Origin of the sequence: Cognatazoarcus halotolerans, from assembly GCF_009800965.1 — a bacterium.
GTDB classification, from domain to species: Bacteria; Pseudomonadota; Gammaproteobacteria; order Burkholderiales; family Rhodocyclaceae; genus Cognatazoarcus; species Cognatazoarcus halotolerans.
On record NZ_WUAF01000001.1, the window covers coordinates 314,482 to 334,868 of the forward strand.

Consider the following 20,387-nt stretch of genomic DNA (forward strand, 5'->3'; position numbering starts at 1 on the left):
GATGCCCGAGTGGGCTCGCACCGTATCGACGTACCGGTCACGCATCGGCGGCCTCCGCGAGCACGACTTCGAAGGCCTTGCCAGGATCGAGCGAGAGCGCCAGCCAGCGCAGGCGGGCAAGGGTCGCCGCCCGATCGGACGAGGGTTGCCAGCACATCGCCTCGCTGGCGAACGCCCCACCGGGATGGAAATTCCAGAGTCCAGGGGTGACGATCGCGTAATCAGCCACCTTCTCGTTTTCGAGCCGGACCGCGTGAAGCAGCACGCCACGCGCGGTTTCGACGCGCGCGAGCCCCATCCCGGGACCGAGCGGTGCGGCATCCACCAGGGCAGGAAGGTCCGGGGCAAGCGGATGCCGCAAGCGACTCGCACAGTCGGACAGCTCCATCACGCGTGCAAACAGACGGGCCGCGATCCGGTGACCGCGCGAAAGCAGCATCGCAACCAGCGGACGCCCCGGATGCGTCGCAAGTGCGCCAGTCTCCATGGGCTGTCCGCGCCACTGTGGATGCCGGCGAAACACTGCGTCCGGCATGCCGTTGAGCATCGCGGCCCAATCAGCGGCCGAACTCACCGGCAGGAGGGGCACGCAATACCCTTCGCAATGTATCGAACCGGTCTCGATCAGGCTTGCCAGCGACGCGCCGACGCTGCCGCCGCGCCGACAGCGCTCGACGAACTCGGTCAGGTTCCGCGGTCCGCGTACCGTCTGATAGAAGCCGGCCATGAGCTCGAGCGCCACCATGTCGAGAATCGCCCCACCCACCGTGAAGGCATCCTGCTGATCCTTGAGCAGGGCCAGGCGACGATGCAGGTTCCCAAAGCGGTCCCGCGGCACCGGACGTTCGAACATCACGGGCCAGTCCAGCAGCAGGCGCCACAGGTGTTCCTGCGCGGCTTCCGCCGCCACCGCGCGTTCTTCCTCGACACTCGTGACATGAGCCTCGCCCGTGCGCGCAGCCGCCACCGCTGCGCTGGCAGCCGCGGCGTGGGCACGCTTGGCGAGATTGCAGATCACGGGGGCAATCTTCACGGCTTCGTCGGCGGCGCGGCCGACCAGTCGGTCTGCCGTTACCGGGCGGTCGTTCTCGATGCTGACCGACAGCGGTTTCTGGCCATCCCAGGTGACGAGCAGGCGCAACGGGGCAAGCTCGGCGCTCACAGCGCACTCCTTCGAGCGGCGTCGCGAACACTCGAACCATTCAGCCCCGGGAAGACCGCTACCGCTCCGCCACGGGAGCAAGGGGGAAAAATATGTTCCATATCCGATCTATTTCACTACAACGCATGACGTGCTTCGGAAACCGCTGCAAGCCGGGATCCCGTGCCATGGCAGGCCCCATGTCCGGACTCGAAGCGGCGTCGCACAGGCACGTCGCCCGACACTCAGCATCCTGAGTATCGCCGAAGCAATAAGCGTACCTTACCTCTTATCCGCATCCTCGATCCAGCCACACGACTCAACGGCGCCCCGTTTCTGCTGGCGCTTCTCGCCCCGGGAGTGGGGAATCGGTTCCGGATTCGCTGGGCTTTTCCCTCAAAGGTGGCGCCACAAGCCACCGATCGATCAGGAATCGATCGTTTCAAGAGCGCTTTCAGGCAATCGGCATGGAATCCAAAAAGGCCCGCTCGCGACGCCGTGCGTATCCCGCGCGCCACATGCCGACGCACATCAAGCGTCGGCACCGTGCTTCGGAATCACGCATTGTCCCCAGTCAGATCGGGCGGGCGAACCACCCCTCAGGTCGTTCAGCGGGTCGCCGACGCGAGGAAGGCTCCGGCACCGACAAACAGCCCGCCGAAGATGCGATTCTGGGTCCGCAACGCCGCAGCGTTGTGCAACAACGGCCGAAATCGCGCCGCGAGCAATGAATAGCCCGACATCACGACTGTATCCACCGCCACCATCGTAACGCTCATGATGGCAAATTGCGCCCACTGCGCGGCATGGGGATCGATGAACTGGGGTACCAGTGCGGCCATGAAAACGATCGCCTTGGGATTGGTGAGGTTGACCAGCAGCCCTTGCAGGAAGAGGCCACGGCTGGGTGTCGTGTCGGCAGCCTGCTCAGCGCCGCCGTCGACAGGGGCACGCCATTTCTGTACGCCAAGCCAGACGAGGTAGCCGGCTCCGGCAAATTTCATCACGGAAAAGGCCGTCGTCGAGGCTGCCAGCAAAGCCCCCAGACCGGCAAAGACAATCGCAAGCTGTACCAGCAAGGCGGCCTCAAGCCCGGCAATCATCTTGAGCGTTGCCCGGTAGCCGTGCCGAAGGCCGGTGCTCATGCATACGACTGCCCCAGGTCCCGGAGAAACAGCGATCACCACGCTCGCCAGAAAAAATGCGACCCACCCTGCAAAAGACATCGGAAAAACCCCTGTACGCGGTGCATCGGCACCGTAGAATCGAAACCGGATAGTACTCTGCGAGACTCAACATGTCGCCACGATTCACGCTTTACGGTTGTCCCAACACACGCAGCCTGCGTGCAGCCTGGGCACTCGAGGAAGCAGGCGCGAAATACGACTATGTCCGAATCAATCTGTTCAAGGGCGAAGGCCGCCAGCCCCCTTTGATCGACCTGAACCCCGGCGGCAAGGTACCCACACTGCGCGACGGCGAGCTGACCCTCACCGAATCCGCGGCCATCATCACCCATCTCGGCGAGTGCTTTCCCAAGTCCGGGCTCGTGCCCGGACGGCAACATCGCGCCGAACGCGCCGCTTACTTCGAATGGAGTTTCTTCGTCATGTCCGAGCTCGAACAACCGTTATGGACGATTGCCAAACACCGCTTTGCGCTGCCCGAGAAGCTGCGTCGCGGCGACATCGAGCCCACCGCCGCATGGGAATTCCAGCGTGCGATGCGCCGCCTTGCTGGCCACCTGGAGGGCCGCGACACGCTGCTCGAGAGCGGTTTCTGCGGTGCCGACATTCTGGTCGCCCACACGCTTGCATGGGCCCGCTCGGCACGCATCGACGGCGGGCAACCGGCCCTCGATGCCTACCTTGAGAGGCACTGGCATCGGCCTGCGGCCGAGCGCGCCAGGGCCCGCGAGAGCAAGGAAGCTTGATGCCATCCGGAATCGCCAAGCCGACACGATCCAGACACAGGAAAGCAGGATGACTCCAGCCGAACAACAGCAGGTCGACTCAGTTCTCGCGAGCGGCATTACCCTGCCCGCACCCGATGCCCATCTGCTTGAGCTCATGCGCATCTCTGCCGACGAGGACAGCGGCCTGGACGAAATCGCCGGCGTCGTCGCGCTCGATCCGGCGATCACGGGAGCGGTCTTCAGGGTCGCCGCTTCACCGGTATTCGGCCAGATCCGGCCCCGCCGAACCATCCTCGAAGCAGTCGTTCTGCTTGGCAAGACCAAGGTGTTGGCGGTAGCCACCAGTACGGCGCTCCGGCTCAAGGTCACCGATATCGACGCCCGGGCACTCGAAACCATCTGGAGCGCAAGCCATGTCGTGGCGACGCAGGCCTGGGCTGCGGCCAGGCGCTCGGGCAAACGGGCGCTCGCCGATCTCGCATTTCTGGCAGGACTGCTGCACGAAGCCGGCATCGCGCTGCTGCTGCAGAAACATCCGGAGCACGCGCAACTGTGCCGGGGCGAAGCGAACACGATCGACGCCCTTGGCACCCGGCTCGACGCTCTGCTCAACGTGAGTCATGCCGACATCGGCGCGATGATTGCGCGTAGCTGGAAACTGCCGCCCGAAGTCGCTGAGGCGATTGCCCTTCACCATTCGCCCCCCTCGACGGGACAAATCGCGGAAAAGCCCATGCTGCTGGCCGGACTGCTCGCGGCCGGGCGGCAGCTTGCAGGCTACCTGCCGGCAGCGGAGTTCGCCCAGTGGTCCCCCCTGCTCGAGAATGAACTCGAACTCGACTGCGACGAGCTTCTCCGCGCGGGCGAAGCGCAGGGCTGAAGCGGCCCCGGACCGCGGGAACCCCGGCGCGCCCGTGACGTCTCACCGAACCACGAACAAGCAGCATGAATGCTCGCGATCATGAACCGACTCGTCATCGCTCTGCTCCTGCTATCGACCGGCCTGACATCCTGCGGTGGTGCGTCCCTCAACCCGCCGTCCGGTTCCGCGGCGCATTGCCTGCCCCAGCAAGGCTGGGTCACTCCCGACGGAAAGACGCTTGAAGAATCGGCGGTGATCGACAGGCTCGCCGCGCACCGTATCGTGCTGCTCGGCGAATCACACGACGACCAGGCACATCACGACTGGCAACTCGACACGCTCAAGCGCTTGTTCGCAGCCCGACCGGAGATGGTGATAGGCCTCGAAATGTTCCCGCGCAAGACGCAGCCGGCGCTGGACGACTGGGTCGCCGGCAGGCTCACCGAAGCTCAGTTCCTGGACAGGACCGGCTGGCGCCAGGGCTGGCGATTCGACCCGGCGCTGTACATGGGCATCTTCCGCTTCGCACGTGAGCACCGTGTCGCGATGCGTGCGCTCAACGTTGACTCCGCCCTGATCCGCGCGGTCAGCCGCGACGGTCTCGAATCGACACCGCAGTCCCTGCGCGAAGGCGTCGGCAACCCGGCCCCGCCATCGCCGGCCTATCGGCAATGGCTCGCCGGCGTGATGGCAGAGCATCCGACGGGAAAGCGCCCGGACGAACTGCGCAGCACACGTTTCGTACAAGCCCAGCAGGTATGGGACCGCGCCATGGCCGAAGGCCTCGCTCAGGCGTCGAAAACGCACGACGGAGCGCTCGTCGTGGGCATCATGGGGAGCGGCCACATCATCCACGGCTTCGGCGTGCCACATCAGCTGCGCGACCTCGGCATCGACTCGCTCGCTACCGCTCTACCCTGGAATACGGACACCAACTGCGACGAACTGGTTGCCGACGCAGCCGACGTCATCTTCGCGATCGGACCCGACACCGCGCTCACGAAACGTCAATGAAACAGGTATCCCGCCTCGCCCGAAGGATCGGCTTGGCCATGCTGCTGGCGGTCTCCCAGTTCGTGCAGGCCGGCACCGGAACCGTCGCCCCGGTTGCCATCGACCTCTCGGTAGCCCTCGACCCACAGTCGCGCAAACTGAACGGCTCGGCGACATTGACCATCAATGACACGGACGAAACCGAGATCGTGCTCGCCGCGGGCCTCGCTGCGACCTTGGACGGATCGGACCGGCGAGCGCCCCGCCGTGTGGCTCAGGGCCTGCAGCGCTGGCAGATCCCCGCAGGGCCACGCGGGCGGCAGGTCACCCTGCGCTGGAGTGGTACGCTGGCGCTGCTTGATACCAGCCAGCAACATCGCGACACGCTCGGCCCCGCGGTAGCCGTGGCATCACCCGAAGGCAGTTTCCTGCCAGCTGCGGCGCTGTGGTACCCCCACCCGTTCAAGGCAGGAAATCCCCAGCTCCACAGCTGGTCCCTGACGCTCACACTGCCGCGCGGCCAGAAGGGTCTTGTCCCTGGCAACCTGACGGACGAGCGGCATGACGACAACGGCTACACGGCGCATTTCGAGTTCCCCTGGCCCGGAGAGGGCATCGACCTGATGGCAGGCCCGTACCGCATCGACGAAAGACTGATCCGCAGCATCGACGGCCGCCCGCTGCGGCTGCGCACCGTGTTCGCCCCCTCGCTAGGCCCGCTCGCCGATGGCTATCTCGATTCGGTTGCCGGCTATATCGCCCGCTACGAATCGGCCATCGGTCCCTATCCCTTCGGTGGATTCAGCGTCGTCTCAAGTCCAACGCCAACCGGCTTCGGCATGCCGACCCTCACGTACCTCGGCGAATCCGTGCTGCGGCTACCCTTCATCCGGCACACCTCGCTCGGCCACGAGGTACTCCACAACTGGTGGGGAAACGGTGTCTATCCCGATTACCCGACCGGCAACTGGAGCGAAGGCCTGACCACCTTCATGGCCGATTACGCCTACGCCGAAGAAGCTGGCAGCGACAAGGCGGCCGAAATGCGTGCGAGCTGGCTGCGCGACCTCGCCGCGGTTCCGCCAGGCAGCACCACGTCACTACGCGCCTTCACGTCGCGCCACCACGGTGCCTCGCAGGCGATCGGATACGGCAAGGCCGCCATGCTCTTCGTGATGCTGCGTGACCGCATCGGTGCCGCGTCCTTCGAGCACGGCCTGCGTACGTTCTGGCAAGACTGGCGATTCAGGACAGCCTCCTGGCGTGACCTGCAACACGCATTCGAGCAGGCCAGCGGTGACGACCTTCAAACCTTCTTCACGCAATGGACCACGCGCTCTTCCTTGCCGAGCATCACGATGACTTCGGCCAGCAGACACGGCAGCGAGCTTCGCTTGCGGCTGGACCAGCGTGCTCCCGCGTACCAGCTGGACATACCGCTACGGGTTGTCGGGCCGGGCAGCTCGAACGACCTGCGCGTACGCATGGACCGGCCGACGCAGGTCTTCGGCCTCGAAGTCGCCGCCGATGCGATACGCGTGGAGCTTGACCCGGATGCCCGCCTGCTGCGCCGGCTGGGGCCGGGCGAAGCCCCGCCCATCCTGCGCGACGTCACCTTCGACCCGAAGGCCGGCCTGCTCATTCTGGGAGACGCGCCCTTCGGCAGCGTCGCCCGGCAGCTGGCTGGCCGCCTTCTCGACCACCCGACCGCCGGCACTCCACCCCCGGCGGCGACCGGCAACCAAGCGCTGTTGCTCATCGGCCCCGACGCGATGATCGATGACTGGCTCGCCCGCCACGCCCTGGCCACCCGGCCAACGGAAACCGCAGCGGCGGATGTCGCGATGTGGACACTGCGACGCGAGAACGGGCAGCCGCTCGCGATCATCTCCGCACGGGATGCCACTGCGCTCGACGCCGCAACGCGCCCATTGCCGCACTATGGCGGACAGAGCTGGCTCGCCATCGACGACGGCAGGGTGCGCAGGAAGGGCGTCTGGCCGGTCAGGCCACAATCGATCGCGGTGCTGCCGGAAAACTAGGTTTGCCGCGCCACATCGCCCACCCGAATCTCGGGAATGCGATGCAGATCATCGGCTGACAGACAGAAAACCGCGTTCGGCGCGCCTGCCGCGGCCCAGATCGGATCGAGCGACCACAAGCCCTCATCGACCAGCACCGTCACTGCGCCGAGATGCCCCACCGGAGCCACACCGCCGATGGCAAAACCGGTGCGTGCGCGCACGAACGTCGCATCCGCCTTGGCAACCGGCTGGCCGACGAGGGTCGCCACCTTGTGTTCATCCACACGGCTCGCGCCGCTGGCGATGACGAGTACGCAGGTATCGTCCTGCAGCCCCCGCAGGACGATCGATTTCGCGATCTGGGCAACGTCGCAACCGATCTCGCGAGCCGCATCGACCGCAGTGCGGGTGCTCGCCGCAAACTCGATGATGCTGGTCTCGATCCCGAGGGCGGCAAGCGCCTGCTCCACACGTTGAACCGATGAAATGGGCTGGGCTGGCACGGGGGAGTTCATGCGGTATTTTCTGACGGAACGAAGTGGCGAATCTTAGCGCCACCGTCGAAGGTTTTCGAGTGCGAATGTTAAGATCCGGCTTTGTCCGCAAGACCTACACCATGACTCTCTCCTGTGCGGCGCTGAATGCGCCCTTCCGGCCCCTGGTCGAGCGAATCCGCGACGAGGCAACGATTGCCGCGAACGAGATCATCAAGATCGATCATTTCCTGAATCACCGCATCGAACCGGCCTTCATGACCGCCATGGGGCAGGAAATCGGGGCACGCGTGCGCGGCTTCGCGCCCGACATCGTGCTCACCGCCGAAGCCAGCGGCATCGCCCCGGGCCTGGTGGTCTCGATCGCGCTCGACGTGCCCATGGTCTATGCAAAGAAGTATGCGCCGCAGATCGAGCCACCCGCCTACTCGCGCATTGTCCCCTCTCCCACCAAGGGTGGCGAAACCCGGCTGGTGATCGGCCAGAAGTATCTGTGGCAAGGTGCGCGCGTGGTGCTGGTGGACGACATCCTCTCCAACGGTCGAACCGGCGCAGCACTGATCGAGATGGTCCGCGAGGCCGGCGCCGAGGTGCTTGCCGCAGCCTTCATCATGGAAAAGGCATTCAAGCACGGACGTGCCGAACTGGAGTCGATGGGTGTACCGGTCATCGCTCTCGCGCGTGTGACCGCGATCGAAAACGGTCACGCGATCATGGCCGACTGAGCAGGCATTTCTCGGGGCACAACGGACGCGACGGGCGCAGCCCGGCAGCCATTGCCCGTGCTGCGTCGCGGGCAGCCTCCCGGTGAACGACAAAGCCGCCATACGGCGGCCTTGTCAAGGCGCTTCCGGCATTCAGCGCTGGATCTGACTCACATCCCGCACCGCGCCGGTATCGGCCGACGTCGTCAGCGCGGCATAGGCCTGCAGCGCCGCCGAGACGTGACGCTCCCGATTGACCGGCTTCCAGGCTGCTGCACCCCTGGCGTCCATCGCGGCGCGGCGGCGCTCAAGCTCCTGGTCGCTCACGGCAAGCCCGATGGTCCGGTTCGGAATGTCGATCTCGATCGTGTCACCTTCCTCGACCAGCGCGATCGCCCCGCCGCATGCCGCTTCGGGCGACGCATGACCGATCGACAAACCGGACGTGCCGCCGGAAAAACGTCCATCGGTCAACAGCGCACAGGCCTTGCCCAGCCCCTTGGACTTAAGGTAGCTGGTCGGATAGAGCATCTCCTGCATGCCCGGCCCACCCTTGGGCCCTTCGTAGCGGATCACCACCACGTCGCCGGCTACGATCTTGTCGGCCAGGATGCCCTCGACCGCGGCCTCCTGGCTCTCGAACACCCGCGCCCGCCCACTGAACGTCCAGATTGATTCGTCCACGCCCGCCGTCTTGACGATGCATCCCTTCTCGGCAATGTTGCCGTAGAGCACCGCGAGCCCCCCATCCTGGCTGAACGCGTTCGAGCGGTCACGGATCACGCCGCGCGAACGATCCATGTCGAGTTCGTTCCAGCGCCGATCCTGGCTGAATGCGACCTGTGTCGGAACCCCACCCGGCGCGGCCTTGTAAAGCTCGAACACGCTGGTGTCGTGTGCCTGCATGACATCCCAGCGGGCCAGTGCCTCGCCCATTGTCTTTGCATGCACGGTGGGCAGGTCGGTGTGCAGCAAGCCGCCGCGATCGAGTTCGCCGAGGATGCCCATGATGCCGCCGGCGCGATGCACGTCCTCGATATGCACATCGGACACCGCCGGCGCAACCTTGCACAGGCAAGGCACCTTGCGTGAGATGTGGTCGATGTCCTGCATCGTGAACCCCACGCCGGCCTCGCTGGCCGCCGCCAGCAAATGCAACACGGTATTGGTCGATCCGCCCATCGCCACATCGAGGCTGATCGCGTTCTCGAAGGCCTTGAAACTGCCGATCGAGCGTGGCAGCACCGAAGTATCCTCCTTCTCGTAATAGCGGCGCGCAAGCTCGACAATGGTGCGCCCCGCCTGCAGAAAGAGCTTCTTGCGGTCCGCGTGGGTAGCGACGATGGTGCCGTTGCCCGGCAGCGACAGGCCGAGCGCCTCAGTCAGGCAGTTCATCGAGTTTGCGGTAAACATGCCGGAGCAGGACCCGCAGGTCGGGCACGCGGAGCGCTCGACGGCGGCCACTTCTTCGTCGGAGCAGGCGCTGTCGGCAGCCTTGACCATTGCGTCGACCAGATCGAGTGCGATGACCTTGTTTTCCCACTTCACCTTGCCCGCTTCCATGGGGCCGCCCGAGACGAAGATCGCCGGGATGTTGAGCCGCATCGCGGCCATCAGCATGCCCGGGGTGATCTTGTCGCAGTTCGAGATACACACCATGGCATCCGCGCAGTGCGCGTTGACCATGTACTCGACGCTGTCGGCGATCAGCTCGCGGGACGGCAACGAATAAAGCATGCCACCGTGACCCATGGCAATGCCGTCATCCACCGCGATGGTGTTGAATTCCTTTGCAACGCCGCCCGCCGCTTCGATCTCGCGGGCAACCAGCTGGCCAAGATCCTTGAGGTGGACATGACCCGGGACGAACTGCGTGAAACTGTTTACAACCGCAATGATCGGCTTCTCGAAATCCCCGTCCTTCATACCGGTAGCGCGCCACAGCGCACGGGCGCCTGCCATGTTGCGGCCGGCGGTGGAAGTTCGGGAACGATATTGCGGCATGCTGATCTCCACTTGCACAAAAACTTGGGGACTGGGGTAGCCCTGTAGTTTAGCGCTTCAAATCGATTTGCGGACAGCGGCGCCCGGACCGATAGCCGAGTGCTATCGGGATCATTGGCAATCCCAATTTCATTGCGACTTGTCCCCGAACTAGGTTAAAGGACCAGCCGGCTGGGTCTGGCAGGCGTGCTCGTATCTGTCCACCGAGGAGGAAGATCATGCAACTCAAGGGAAGCAAGACCGAAGAGAATCTGAAAGCCGCGTTCGCGGGCGAATCGCAGGCGAATCGCCGCTACCTGTACTTTGCAGCCAAGGCGGATGTTGAAGGCTTCAACGATGTCGCTGCGGTCTTCCGTTCAACGGCAGAAGGCGAAACCGGCCACGCTCACGGGCACCTCGAATATCTCGAGGCATGCGGCGATCCCGCTACCGGCCTGCCGATCGGCGCAACCGCGGACAATCTGGCCGCCGCGATCGCGGGAGAGACCCACGAATACACCGACATGTACCCGGGCATGGCCAAGTCCGCCCGCGAGGAAGGCTTCGACGAGATTGCCGACTGGTTCGAGACCCTCGCCAAGGCAGAACGAAGCCATGCGAACAAGTTCCAGCGCACGCTCGACGAGGTGAAGGCCGACGCCTGAAGATCTCGTGGCCGCCGGACCCGGCTGTCCGGCGGCCTCGTACGACCGCCCCCGCCCACTCGAGAAATCCTTCAAGAAGATGAGGTGTGATGATGGCCAGCGGTACCGTTCGCGAGGGAAGCCTGGAGGCGCCGACCCGGCATCCGCTTGACTGGAAGAGCGCGGCGTTCTGGGACGAGGCGAAGCTCCACGCCGAAATGGAACGCACGTTCGACATTTGCCATGGCTGTCGTCGCTGCGTCAGCCTGTGCGGCGCATTTCCAACGCTGTTCGACCTGGTGGACGACGGCCCGACCGGCGAACTCGATGGCGTGCCAAAGGAGCGCTTCAAGGACGTCGTCGATCAATGCTATCTGTGCGACATGTGCTACATGTCCAAGTGCCCTTACGTGCCCCCTCATGAATGGAATCTGGACTTCCCTCACCTGATGCTGCGCGCCAAGGCCGTCGAGCGAAAGAAGAACGGACCCAGACTGCGTGACACCATCCTTTCGTCGACAGACAAGACCGGCCTCTTCGCCGGCATACCCGTGGTCACCCAGGTCGTAAACTCGGTGAACAAACTTCCTTCGATGCGAAAGGCCCTGGAGGCGACGCTGGGCGTGGATGCCAAGGCCTGGCTTCCCGAGTTTGCGACGACGAAGTTCCGCTCAGCCGCCGGGAAGGCAACATCGACCGAAGTACGCGACGGTGAGCGCACACCCGGCAAGGTTGCACTGTTCTCGACCTGCTTCATCAATTACAACGAACCCGGGATCGGGCACGATCTTGTCGCCATCCTCGATCACAACCGAATCCCCTGGGTCCTGTTGAAGAAGGAAGCATGCTGCGGCATGCCCAAACTCGAACAGGGGGATCTGGACGGCGTCGAGACGCTCAAGAACATCAACATCCCGCACCTGGTCGAACTGGCACGCGCTGGCTACGCGATCCTCACCGGCGTACCCTCGTGCACGCTGATGTTCAAGCAGGAGCTGCCACTGATGTTCCCCGACGATGCGGATGTGCTTGCCGTGCGTGACGCGATGTGGGAGCCGTTCGAATACCTCGTCGCGCGTGGCAAGGATGGTTTGCTCAACACCGATTTCAAGCGAGGCCTCGGCAAGGTTGCCTATCACGTCCCTTGTCACGGACGGGTGCAGAACATCGGTCGCAAGACGGAGGAATTTCTCAAGAAGATTCCGGACAGTCAGATCGCGACCACCGAACGCTGCTCCGGCCACGCCGGTACATTCGGGGTGAAGAAGGAATTTCATGCCATGGCGATGAAGATCGGCAAACCGGTATTCCGCCAGATGGCGGGGGCAGAACCGGACATCATCAGTTCCGATTGCCCGCTCGGCGGCCATCATCTCGCCCAGGGCATCGCCGAACAACAAGGCAAGAACCCGGAGTTGGTGCATCCGATCAGTCTCGTACGACGGGCTTACGGCATCTGAATGGAGGGCGGCAACGCCATGTCACAACTGACACGCAGCGATCTTTGGTCCCTGGAGGAATATGCGAGCCGGCGTAGCCAGTTCCGGGCGGAGATGATCGCGCACAAGCGCCTGCGCACGGTGCACCTCGGCACCAGCGTGACCCTGCTGTTCGAGGACGAAAAGACGGTCCGCTATCAGATCCAGGAAATGCTGCGCATCGAACGCACCTTCGAGTCGGCGGGCATCCAGGACGAACTCGACGCCTACAATCCACTGATTCCGGACGGCAGCAATCTGAAGGCGACGATGCTAATCGAGTACCCCGACCCACAGGAAAGGGCCGCGCGCTTGCGCGAATTCAAGGGCATCGAAAGACAGACATGGGTTCGGGCAGACGGCTTCGAGAAGAGCTTTGCGATCGCCGACGAGGACCTTCAACGCGAGAACGAGGAGAAGACCTCGTCGGTTCACTTTCTACGCTTCGAGCTGACTGCAGAAATGCGCGCCGCGCTGAAGGCCGGTGCTGCACTCGGCATGGGCATCGACCATGTTGCCTACCACGTCGAGATCGACGAAATCGCGCCCGAGACACAGGCGTCGCTTGTCACCGACCTTGCATGACCCCCCGGGACCGGAACGGCCGCGGCACCCAGGCGGCAGAGCTTCCTCGCCCCTGAATCCGGACGGCCGATAATCGGTACGTCGGCTATCATTGCGGCACCCAACCGCGAAGGCAGCCGACCATGGATCAGAATCCGCAGGAATCCGGAAACGCGAGCAGCGAAGGTTTCGACCTGGATGCGATCGAGGTCAGGGTGCTCTCGGTACTGATCGAAAAATCGTTCGTCACTCCGGACAGCTACCCCTTGTCGATCAACGCAATCGTTACCGGTTGCAATCAGCTCACGGGGCGGGAACCGGTCATGGAGCTTGCGGAATCGACCGTGCAGGACGCAGTGGACCGACTGATCGAGCGACGCCTCATCAGCATCCGTCACCAGGCCGGCGCCCGGGTGCTGAAGTATGAACATCAGATCCGCTTGCGCCACTCGCTGCCACCCGCGGAGCAGGTGGTCCTGGCGCTGCTGATGCTTCGGGGGCCACAGACGCCCGGCGAGATCCGCTCTCGGGGCGAACGCATGCACCACTTCGCGGACCTCGCCGAGGTGGAGGCGGTACTGCTTCACCTGTCGGAAAAGTACCCGCCGATGGCAACCGCCCTGCCACGCGCACCAGGCACGAAAGAAACCCGTCATGCACACCTGATGTCAGGTGCGGAAGTGTTGCAGCAGTACGCCGACGGTTATGCGACAGCGGAAAGCGCGGCACCTCGCGGCAGCCGCCTCGGGGAACTCGAGGAGGAAGTGAGGCGTCTGCGCCAGCAGGTCGAATGGCTCACCGCCGAGTTCGAGCAGTTCCGCAAACAGTTTGAATAGCGCAACGCTTCGGCGACGCGCTCCCCACCGGAAACATCCATGCTGATTCACCCCCAGTTCGACCCGATCGCCTTCAGTCTCGGCCCGCTTTCAGTTCGCTGGTACGGCCTCATGTACCTCGTGGCTTTCCTGCTCTTCGTATTGCTCGGGCGACGCCATGCGGCACGTCGCCCCGAACTTGGCTGGGACGCCCAGCAGATCGACGACATGCTGTTTTACGGTGTGCTTGGTGTCGTCATCGGGGGCCGCCTGGGCGAAGTACTGTTCTATCAGCCCGGATACTATTTCAGCCATCCACTCGAGATCGTTGCGGTCTGGAAAGGCGGCATGAGCTTTCATGGTGGCTTTCTCGGCGTTCTGGTCGCGATGTGGCTATTTGCTCGCAAGACCAAGCGGAGCTTCTGGCAGGTAACCGACTTCATCGCCCCTCTGGTGCCAACCGGACTCGCTGCAGGAAGGATCGGCAACTTCATCAACGGTGAACTCTGGGGACGCCCGGCCTCCCCGGACCTGCCATGGTCCATGGTCTTTCCCTACGTCGATCAACTGCCACGGCATCCCTCGCAGATCTACCAGGCGCTGGGCGAAGGAATGCTGCTCTTCGTCATACTCTGGCTCTATTCGGCGAGCCCACGCCCGGTGCGGGCAGTCTCGGCGGTATTCCTGATCGGATACGGTTCGTTGCGCTTCGCCATGGAATTCTTCCGCACCCCGGACCCGGGAATATTTTCCGATCTGGGTTTCCAGCTATCCACCGCGCAATGGCTTTGCGTGCCGATGATCCTGGCCGGGATCGTGATTCTGGTTACTGCCGACAGGGGGTCCGCGACGGTTTCGCCGCCATCAAAATCGTGACAAATTCACGCTTGTGGCATTTGTTTTGGCAACATCCCTCAATTTCCGGAATTTCTGTCCGTCATTAGTTCAGCAATGCTGCTGTCGGCATGATCAAGCGGTTTGTTTGATGATGACAAGAGAGATTCGGGGAAAAGGCATTGCGCGCAGGGCATCCTGGAAAACCTGCGATGGACGAGACTCGCGACATCTGCGGAAACGGAAAGCGCCTGGAGCTGCGGGCGGCGGCAATGGAGCGAAAAACGGGAGGGGGTCGCATTGGTGGTAAACAATCTTGTCAGTAGAGGGTTGTCGACCGTCCGCCGGATCGTTTCCGGCAAGGACGATGTCGATCTGTCCCCGCGTCTGCTCGACAAGATCCGGACCCAGTTGACCGAATGCGTGGAAGGACTGGGTGGCGAGGTTTCGGCGCGGCAGAGAGCAGCCCGCCTCGCCCACACATATCTTCAGCTGGATGACGAAGGACGGCACGCCTTTCTCAAACTCATCGCGCTCGAGTTCGGCCCCAATCCGAAACAGGTCGCCAAGGCTCACGAGAGCTATCAGGCCGCGGTCGGCACCGCGAAGCAGTGGGATGCCGAGGCGGGCCTCAGAATGGCAATGCGATCGCGGCGCATCCGCATTCTCACGCAGTTCAATGCGATCCCCCAGGGGGTCAAGTTCCTTGTGGACATGCGCGTCGACCTGCTCCGCTTCCTCAAGCAAGACAATGAACTTCAGGCTCTCGACCGGGAACTCGAGAACCGGCTCTCTGCCTGGTTCGACGTCGGTTTTCTCGAACTGCAGCGAATAACCTGGAATTCGCCCGCCGCGCTGCTCGAGAAACTGGTCGAATATGAAGCGGTTCACGAGATCCGCTCGTGGCAGGACCTAAAGAACCGCCTCGACTCCGACCGCCGCTGTTACGCGTTCTTCCATCCACGCATGCCCGCCGAACCCCTGATATTCGTCGAGGTCGCGCTCACCGACAGGCTCGCGGACAATGTCCAGAGCCTGCTCGACGAGAACGCCCCGGTATTCGATGCCGGCAAGGCCGACAGCGCCATTTTCTATTCGATCAGCAACACCCAGGTCGGCCTTCGCGGGGTCAGTTTCGGCAACTTCCTCCTGAAACGCGTCATCGAGGACCTCCAGCGCGACTTTCCGAAGCTGCACAATTTCGCGACGCTCTCCCCGATTCCGCTGTTGCGGGAGTGGGCAGTGAAAAACCCGCAGGCCGTGGCCGAAGCCTTCCTGCCGGGCGACTTGAAAAAGCTCGGCACCCTCGAAATCAAGGGCCTCGATGCTCCCGAAATCAACGCGGTGCTCGCGGGCCAGCCGGAGTGGGTCGAGCATGCTGCACTGGCAGACGCACTCAAGGGTCCGCTGACCCGCATTGCGGCCGGCTATCTGCTCGAGGCCCGGCAGAAAGGCAAGCCCTACGATCCTGTCGCACGCTTTCATCTCGGCAACGGCGCACGCGTCGAGAGACTCAACTGGCTCGGCGACACCTCGGCGAAAGGGCTCGCCCAGTCATGGGGGCTGATGGTCAATTACCTTTATGACCCGGACGCGATCGAACGGAATGTGGAAACCTTCGCACGCGAGCAGCGGGTCGCGGCCTCGAGTGCCATTCGCAGGCAGGTGCGGCGATGATCCGGGAACCTGGATGCTGCCCAGCATGAAGAACCTTTCGATCCGCCTGCGCCTTCTGCTTGCCAGTACGGTCGTCCAGGTCGTGCTGCTCACGCTGTTGCTCGCCAACAGCGCACGCCTGATGAACGAGGCTGCAACGGCGAGCATGAGCACGCTGGTACAGCAGAACGCGGCAATGCTGCACACGGTTGCCGCGGCCTATGGCGCGCAGGGCCGCTACGACGAACTTCAGGACGTCCTCGGCGAATTGCTCGACGAGGCAGGCGAGGGTCTCGTATACGTGCGCATAGGCGGCGCCGACGGTTCGATTCTGCTGCGCGCGGGCATGCCACAGATGATCGGGCTGCCCAAACCCGATCCGGAAGACAGTATCGGGATGGAAAACGGAATGAAGCGCAGCCTGATCCACATCCGGCGCCCCCTCCTGCTCGAACGCAACCAGGTCGGCTTCATGCAGTTCGGCGTATCCGTTTCGGTGCTTGCCGCGGCGCGTGAAGCAATTCTTCACCAAGGCGGGCTCATCGCACTTGCCGAGATCCTTCTTACCTTCATCCTGCTGTACGGCATCGGCTATCTACTGACTCGCAACCTCGGTCGCCTGCTGCGGGGCAGCCGTGCGATTGCCGACGGCCATCTGGATCACCGCCTGCCCGAAGAGGGCGGTGACGAACTTGCCCAGCTCTCGCGCGATTTCAACATCATGGCCGCCAACCTCCAGGCGCGGATCGGCGAACTGCAAACCACGGCAGAGCGTCTCCAGGCCAGCGAGCAGCGCTACGCCCTGGCGATCCGGGGCGCCAACGACGGATTGTGGGACTGGGACATCCTTGCGGACAGCATCTACGTCTCCCCCCGTTTCTGCGAGATTGCCGGACTCGCGCCGAACGATTCGCAGATCAACTCAGCCACCTCCTTCGCGCGCCTGCATCCCGACGAAGCCCCGACCTTCCGGCAAAAACTCATCGCCCACATGAAGGGCTACAGCCCGCAGTTCATGATGGAGCACCGCATACGGTTGCCGAACGGGAGCTACCAGTGGGTCATGACCCGCGGCGTTGCGCTGCGTGACGAAACGACCGGACGGGCATTCCGCATGGCCGGTTCGACCAGCGACATCAACCTGAGGAAGACCGCTGAAGAACGCCTCGTGCACGATGCGCTGTATGACGGCCTGACCGGTCTCACCAATCGGGGCCTGTTCGTGGCCCACCTGAAAAGTGCTCTTGGCCAGCGAAACCGGGATGAAGATTTCCGCTTCGCGGCGCTTGCCATCAATCTTGAGCGCTTCCGACTGGTCAACGACAGCTTCGGTCATGCAGCCGGCGATGCACTGCTGCGCCAGTTGGCCGACAGAATCCGAAGCACGCTTCGCCAGGGCGATGTCGCAGCCCGGGTGGGTGGCGATCAGTTCGCGGTGCTGCTGAACGGCATCAGTGACGCGACCGAGGCCTTGCGACTCACGGAGTCCCTGCGCAAACGCCTCGCCGAGCCGGTGGATGTCGAGGGACATACGCTCTACCCGAACACCCGCATCGGCGTAGCCCTGAGCGAGGGAATTTCCGACGATGCGGAATCCTTGCTGCGCGACGCTGATAATGCGTTGCATCAGGCGCGGCAGAGCAAGGCAGGCGCAGTCGAAGTGTTCCATGCCTCGATGCATACCAAGGCGCTTCATTCGCTGAGACTCGAATCGGATCTGCGGGCGGCACTGCGCGGGCGCGACCTGACCGTGTACTACCAACCGATCGTATCGCTCGCCGACAACAGGGTCTGCAGTTACGAAGCCCTGGCCCGCTGGCCGCACCCGACGGAAGGTTTGCTGGGGCCGGCTCACTTCATTCCCCTCGCCGAAACACTCGATCTGATTCATCCTCTTTGCATGCAGGTGGTAGATCAGGTTTGTGGCCAGATTCGTGCCTGGCAGACACAATCCGCGGAGGGTGTTTCGCTACCGGTCAGCATCAATCTCTCGGCCAAGCAATTCACCCTGGCAGGATTGGCTGACGAGATCATGGCCATAGCGAAACTGCATCAGATCCCTCCCTCGCTGCTTCGCTTCGAGATCACGGAGAGCCTGTTGGCCGCACCCGACACACGCACCGCGGGCACCCTGCAAGCCCTTCGTGACGCGGGCATGGCGGTGTTGATCGACGATTTCGGCACCGGCTTCTCGGCGCTGTCATATCTGCACACCATGCCTTGCGATGTCATCAAGCTGGACGGATCGTTCGTCCGCTCGATCATGGAGGACCGGCGCCTGAGAGCAATCGTCGGCCGCAGCATCGAGCTCGCTCACGACCTCGGCATCACCGTAGTCGCCGAGTGCATCGAAACCGAAGCCCAGGCCGAACTTCTACGGAACATGGGGTGCGATTACGGCCAAGGCTATCTCTACGCCCGCCCCCAGAAGGCAGAAAGTTTTGCTGCTGCACCGAATTTGCGTACAGGCAGTGGAGTTGTCAGATGATCAGCAAGCTGGTTGGAGCACTATCTCTTGCGCTAGCGGCCTCGATCGCATCAGCGTCCGATACTTCTGCACTGAGCTTGACCGGATTCGGAACCGTGGGCTTCGTATATACAGACGACGGCGAAGCGCAGTTCGTACGTTGGGGGGTCAATAAACCCTCAGATTCCCGTCTGGATCTTAGTCCGGATTCGATATTGGGAATCCAGGCGAGCCTGCCTCTCGCCCCAAAGGTTGATGCAACCGTTCAAATCGTTTCCTCGGAAGATTCTCTCGGGAGTTATACGCCTCATGTGACGTGGGCGTTTCTCCGCTATGCACTCACACCCAGCGTGACGATCCGCGGGGGTCGGATGCGGGCGCCCTTCTTCATGCTTTCTGACTCGTTGCAAGTCAATTACACGAATGTCTGGGTGCGACCGCCGGTCGACGTTTACTCTCTTGTCCCGGTAAATGAACTCGACGGGATCGACCTCCTCTACCGCGAGCAGGTATCAGGGCTCGAACTTGAGGTTCACCCGTATTTCGGGAACTCAAAGCTGGATCTGTTCGACGATAGCGTGGTCGAGCTGCGCGATACCGTGGGGCTGAACCTTGCCGTTCGATATGACAACCTGACCCTCCACTTTGGGCATGCCGAAACGCGATTCAGCTATATCCGGAGCAGTAACAGTTCAATCCAGCTAAAGAATGCCTTGATCGCATCGGGTGCGGCAGGACAGGCACTCGCCGCGCAGATAGGTGGCGAGCAAGGGCATGCCCGCTTCGACTCCCTGGGCTTTCAGTGGGATGACGGACGCAACATCATCAGTGGAGAATACGCAAAGCGGCGAACCAATCGATACATTCCGAGCGTCGAAGGAGCATATCTGAGCGTGGGACGACGAATCGGCGCTGTGACACCGTACGTCTTGTTCTCGAAACAGAACACACTCGAACAAACCCTTCGCGGCCCCGTCCCGACGGGGTTCGCGCAAAGCATTGGATTCTTCAATCTCATCAGGGACAACTCGCAGGAAACCCTGACACTAGGTGCGCGGTGGGACCTCAACCGGATGCTGGCCCTCAAGGCCGAATGGACTCAAGCGCACTTGGAGCGGGCGTCCGCTGGCAGCTTCTATCCGACAAGCGCTGCGGCGGCAACGCGAATCGGAGGCAGAACGCTCAACACGCTCAGCGTCTCGATGGATGTGCTGTTCTAAGCGCATGTTCTCCCTTCCCCGCACCCTCCTCGTCTGCATGCTGTTTGGTCTCGCGCACTGCGCGCAAGCCGATACCGTCGTCGTTACCGGCAAGACAAGCCTCGTCATGACACTCGACCGCCAAGACGTGGAACGACTCTACCTTGGCCGAACTGCGGTGCTCCCTGACGGCACTCCGGTAACACTGGCCGACCTCCCCCCCGGCAACGTGCGAGATGGCTTCTATCTGGCACTTACCGGCAAGAATCCGGTTCAGATCCGCACCTACTGGTCGCGTATCGTCTTTACCGGCCGTGCCCTGCCGCCCAAAGAGGCCGAATCACCTGCTCAACTGCGGCGCTGGCTGGCATCCAATCCCAACCTGATCGGCTACCTCTCGGATACGGATGTAGACGAATCGGTGCGCGTATTGCTGCGAATCAGATAAGAGCCGGAAACGGGTCGCTGCTGGGCTCGCCGGAGTCTCTCGGGCATCGCGGCCCACACATCGTCCGAGCGGCCGGACCTTCCGGTCGATGATGACCGCTCGTCGAGAGCGGCGACTTCACGACCTATCTCACGCGCGGCGCAACGTCGGCACTTGACAATACGCG

The 20,387-nt window shown here is 63.0% G+C and carries 18 protein-coding genes; 14 read left to right on the forward strand and 4 right to left on the reverse strand.

Annotated elements, in window-relative coordinates:
* Nucleotides 1-37 precede the first annotated feature (37 nt).
* Together GQB03_RS01490 and rhtB are read right to left on the reverse strand one after the other, a co-directional pair.
* Nucleotides 38-1,162, reverse strand: a complete 1,125-nt coding sequence (locus GQB03_RS01490; RefSeq protein ID WP_159683207.1) for a hypothetical protein — start codon at nucleotides 1,160-1,162, stop codon at nucleotides 38-40.
* A 587-nt stretch (nucleotides 1,163-1,749) separates the two neighbouring features.
* A complete protein-coding gene (rhtB, locus tag GQB03_RS01495; protein WP_159683209.1) occupies nucleotides 1,750-2,367 on the reverse strand; it encodes a homoserine/homoserine lactone efflux protein in 618 nt (205 codons plus the stop codon).
* 71 nt (nucleotides 2,368-2,438) lie between these two features.
* On the opposite strand from rhtB, the gene GQB03_RS01500 reads away from it, so the two are divergent.
* The 4 genes from GQB03_RS01500 (at nucleotide 2,439) to GQB03_RS01515 (ending at nucleotide 6,953) form a co-directional block, all read left to right on the forward strand.
* Entirely contained in the window at nucleotides 2,439-3,074 is a 636-nt protein-coding gene (locus GQB03_RS01500) for a glutathione S-transferase family protein (RefSeq protein WP_159683211.1), read from the forward strand.
* 49 nt (nucleotides 3,075-3,123) lie between these two features.
* Nucleotides 3,124-3,936 (forward strand): HDOD domain-containing protein, encoded by an 813-nt coding sequence (locus GQB03_RS01505; protein WP_159683213.1) that lies wholly within the window; start codon nucleotides 3,124-3,126, stop codon nucleotides 3,934-3,936.
* Between the two features lie 81 nt (nucleotides 3,937-4,017).
* Nucleotides 4,018-4,932 carry a ChaN family lipoprotein gene (locus tag GQB03_RS01510; RefSeq protein ID WP_159683215.1) on the forward strand — a complete coding sequence of 305 codons (915 nt, stop codon included), beginning with the start codon at nucleotides 4,018-4,020 and terminating at the stop codon, nucleotides 4,930-4,932.
* Complete coding sequence (locus tag GQB03_RS01515) at nucleotides 4,929-6,953, forward strand: M1 family metallopeptidase (RefSeq protein ID WP_159683217.1); 2,025 nt, start codon at nucleotides 4,929-4,931, stop codon at nucleotides 6,951-6,953. The genes GQB03_RS01510 and GQB03_RS01515 overlap by 4 nt, the downstream gene beginning before the upstream one ends.
* Here the strand turns inward: GQB03_RS01515 and GQB03_RS01520 are convergent.
* Complete coding sequence (locus GQB03_RS01520) at nucleotides 6,950-7,450, reverse strand: YbaK/EbsC family protein (RefSeq protein ID WP_159683219.1); 501 nt, start codon at nucleotides 7,448-7,450, stop codon at nucleotides 6,950-6,952. The two genes, GQB03_RS01515 and GQB03_RS01520, sit on opposite strands and share 4 nt — an antisense overlap.
* Before the next feature lie 65 nt (nucleotides 7,451-7,515).
* Between GQB03_RS01520 and GQB03_RS01525 the strand changes: the two genes are divergently transcribed.
* On the forward strand, nucleotides 7,516-8,154 hold the full coding sequence (locus GQB03_RS01525; protein ID WP_235026895.1) for a phosphoribosyltransferase family protein: 639 nt from the start codon (nucleotides 7,516-7,518) through the stop codon (nucleotides 8,152-8,154).
* A gap of 132 nt (nucleotides 8,155-8,286) precedes the next feature.
* Here GQB03_RS01525 and ilvD read toward each other — a convergent pair whose 3' ends face one another.
* Nucleotides 8,287-10,137, reverse strand: coding sequence for a dihydroxy-acid dehydratase (gene ilvD / locus GQB03_RS01530; RefSeq protein WP_159683221.1), 1,851 nt, complete (start codon nucleotides 10,135-10,137; stop codon nucleotides 8,287-8,289).
* 218 nt (nucleotides 10,138-10,355) lie between these two features.
* Here ilvD and GQB03_RS01535 point away from each other — a divergent pair, with 218 nt between their 5' ends.
* The 9 genes from GQB03_RS01535 (at nucleotide 10,356) to GQB03_RS01575 (ending at nucleotide 20,221) form a co-directional block, all read left to right on the forward strand.
* Entirely contained in the window at nucleotides 10,356-10,781 is a 426-nt protein-coding gene (locus GQB03_RS01535; RefSeq protein WP_159683224.1) for a rubrerythrin family protein, read from the forward strand.
* Nucleotides 10,782-10,873: 92 nt separating this feature from the next.
* Complete coding sequence (locus GQB03_RS01540; protein ID WP_159683227.1) at nucleotides 10,874-12,220, forward strand: heterodisulfide reductase-related iron-sulfur binding cluster; 1,347 nt, start codon at nucleotides 10,874-10,876, stop codon at nucleotides 12,218-12,220.
* Between the two features lie 18 nt (nucleotides 12,221-12,238).
* Nucleotides 12,239-12,823 carry a DUF3501 family protein gene (locus GQB03_RS01545; RefSeq protein ID WP_200832063.1) on the forward strand — a complete coding sequence of 195 codons (585 nt, stop codon included), beginning with the start codon at nucleotides 12,239-12,241 and terminating at the stop codon, nucleotides 12,821-12,823.
* A 122-nt stretch (nucleotides 12,824-12,945) separates the two neighbouring features.
* On the forward strand, nucleotides 12,946-13,638 hold the full coding sequence (locus GQB03_RS01550; protein WP_159683232.1) for a YceH family protein: 693 nt from the start codon (nucleotides 12,946-12,948) through the stop codon (nucleotides 13,636-13,638).
* Between the two features lie 39 nt (nucleotides 13,639-13,677).
* Nucleotides 13,678-14,493: a prolipoprotein diacylglyceryl transferase gene (gene lgt, locus GQB03_RS01555; protein ID WP_159683234.1), complete on the forward strand. Its 816-nt coding sequence runs from the start codon at nucleotides 13,678-13,680 to the stop codon at nucleotides 14,491-14,493.
* Between the two features lie 261 nt (nucleotides 14,494-14,754).
* The gene (locus GQB03_RS01560) at nucleotides 14,755-16,128 is read left to right on the forward strand and encodes a malonyl-CoA decarboxylase domain-containing protein (RefSeq protein WP_200832064.1); all 1,374 of its coding nucleotides are present in this window, start codon (nucleotides 14,755-14,757) and stop codon (nucleotides 16,126-16,128) included.
* 25 nt (nucleotides 16,129-16,153) lie between these two features.
* Nucleotides 16,154-18,595, forward strand: a complete 2,442-nt coding sequence (locus GQB03_RS01565; protein WP_159683240.1) for an EAL domain-containing protein — start codon at nucleotides 16,154-16,156, stop codon at nucleotides 18,593-18,595.
* The gene (locus GQB03_RS01570; protein WP_159683242.1) at nucleotides 18,592-19,794 is read left to right on the forward strand and encodes a porin; all 1,203 of its coding nucleotides are present in this window, start codon (nucleotides 18,592-18,594) and stop codon (nucleotides 19,792-19,794) included. Before GQB03_RS01565 ends, GQB03_RS01570 begins: the two co-directional genes overlap by 4 nt.
* Before the next feature lie 4 nt (nucleotides 19,795-19,798).
* A complete protein-coding gene (locus tag GQB03_RS01575) occupies nucleotides 19,799-20,221 on the forward strand; it encodes a hypothetical protein (RefSeq protein ID WP_159683245.1) in 423 nt (140 codons plus the stop codon).
* The last annotated feature ends 166 nt before the right edge of the window (nucleotides 20,222-20,387 follow it).

Excerpts from the sequence above, each read along its gene's own strand:
- rhtB (WP_159683209.1), bottom strand. The coding sequence starts at position 2,367 with ATGTCTTTTGCAGGGTGGGTCGCATTTTTTCTGGCGAGCGTGGTGATC.
- GQB03_RS01500 (WP_159683211.1), top strand. The coding sequence starts at position 2,439 with ATGTCGCCACGATTCACGCTTTACGGTTGTCCCAACACACGCAGCCTG.
- GQB03_RS01505 (WP_159683213.1), top strand. The coding sequence starts at position 3,124 with ATGACTCCAGCCGAACAACAGCAGGTCGACTCAGTTCTCGCGAGCGGC.
- GQB03_RS01510 (WP_159683215.1), top strand. The coding sequence starts at position 4,018 with ATGAACCGACTCGTCATCGCTCTGCTCCTGCTATCGACCGGCCTGACA.
- GQB03_RS01515 (WP_159683217.1), top strand. The coding sequence starts at position 4,929 with ATGAAACAGGTATCCCGCCTCGCCCGAAGGATCGGCTTGGCCATGCTG.
- GQB03_RS01520 (WP_159683219.1), bottom strand. The coding sequence starts at position 7,450 with ATGAACTCCCCCGTGCCAGCCCAGCCCATTTCATCGGTTCAACGTGTG.
- GQB03_RS01525 (WP_235026895.1), top strand. The coding sequence starts at position 7,516 with ATGTTAAGATCCGGCTTTGTCCGCAAGACCTACACCATGACTCTCTCC.
- ilvD (WP_159683221.1), bottom strand. The coding sequence starts at position 10,137 with ATGCCGCAATATCGTTCCCGAACTTCCACCGCCGGCCGCAACATGGCA.
- GQB03_RS01535 (WP_159683224.1), top strand. The coding sequence starts at position 10,356 with ATGCAACTCAAGGGAAGCAAGACCGAAGAGAATCTGAAAGCCGCGTTC.
- GQB03_RS01540 (WP_159683227.1), top strand. The coding sequence starts at position 10,874 with ATGGCCAGCGGTACCGTTCGCGAGGGAAGCCTGGAGGCGCCGACCCGG.
- GQB03_RS01545 (WP_200832063.1), top strand. The coding sequence starts at position 12,239 with ATGTCACAACTGACACGCAGCGATCTTTGGTCCCTGGAGGAATATGCG.
- GQB03_RS01550 (WP_159683232.1), top strand. The coding sequence starts at position 12,946 with ATGGATCAGAATCCGCAGGAATCCGGAAACGCGAGCAGCGAAGGTTTC.
- lgt (WP_159683234.1), top strand. The coding sequence starts at position 13,678 with ATGCTGATTCACCCCCAGTTCGACCCGATCGCCTTCAGTCTCGGCCCG.
- GQB03_RS01565 (WP_159683240.1), top strand. The coding sequence starts at position 16,154 with ATGAAGAACCTTTCGATCCGCCTGCGCCTTCTGCTTGCCAGTACGGTC.
- GQB03_RS01570 (WP_159683242.1), top strand. The coding sequence starts at position 18,592 with ATGATCAGCAAGCTGGTTGGAGCACTATCTCTTGCGCTAGCGGCCTCG.
- GQB03_RS01575 (WP_159683245.1), top strand. The coding sequence starts at position 19,799 with ATGTTCTCCCTTCCCCGCACCCTCCTCGTCTGCATGCTGTTTGGTCTC.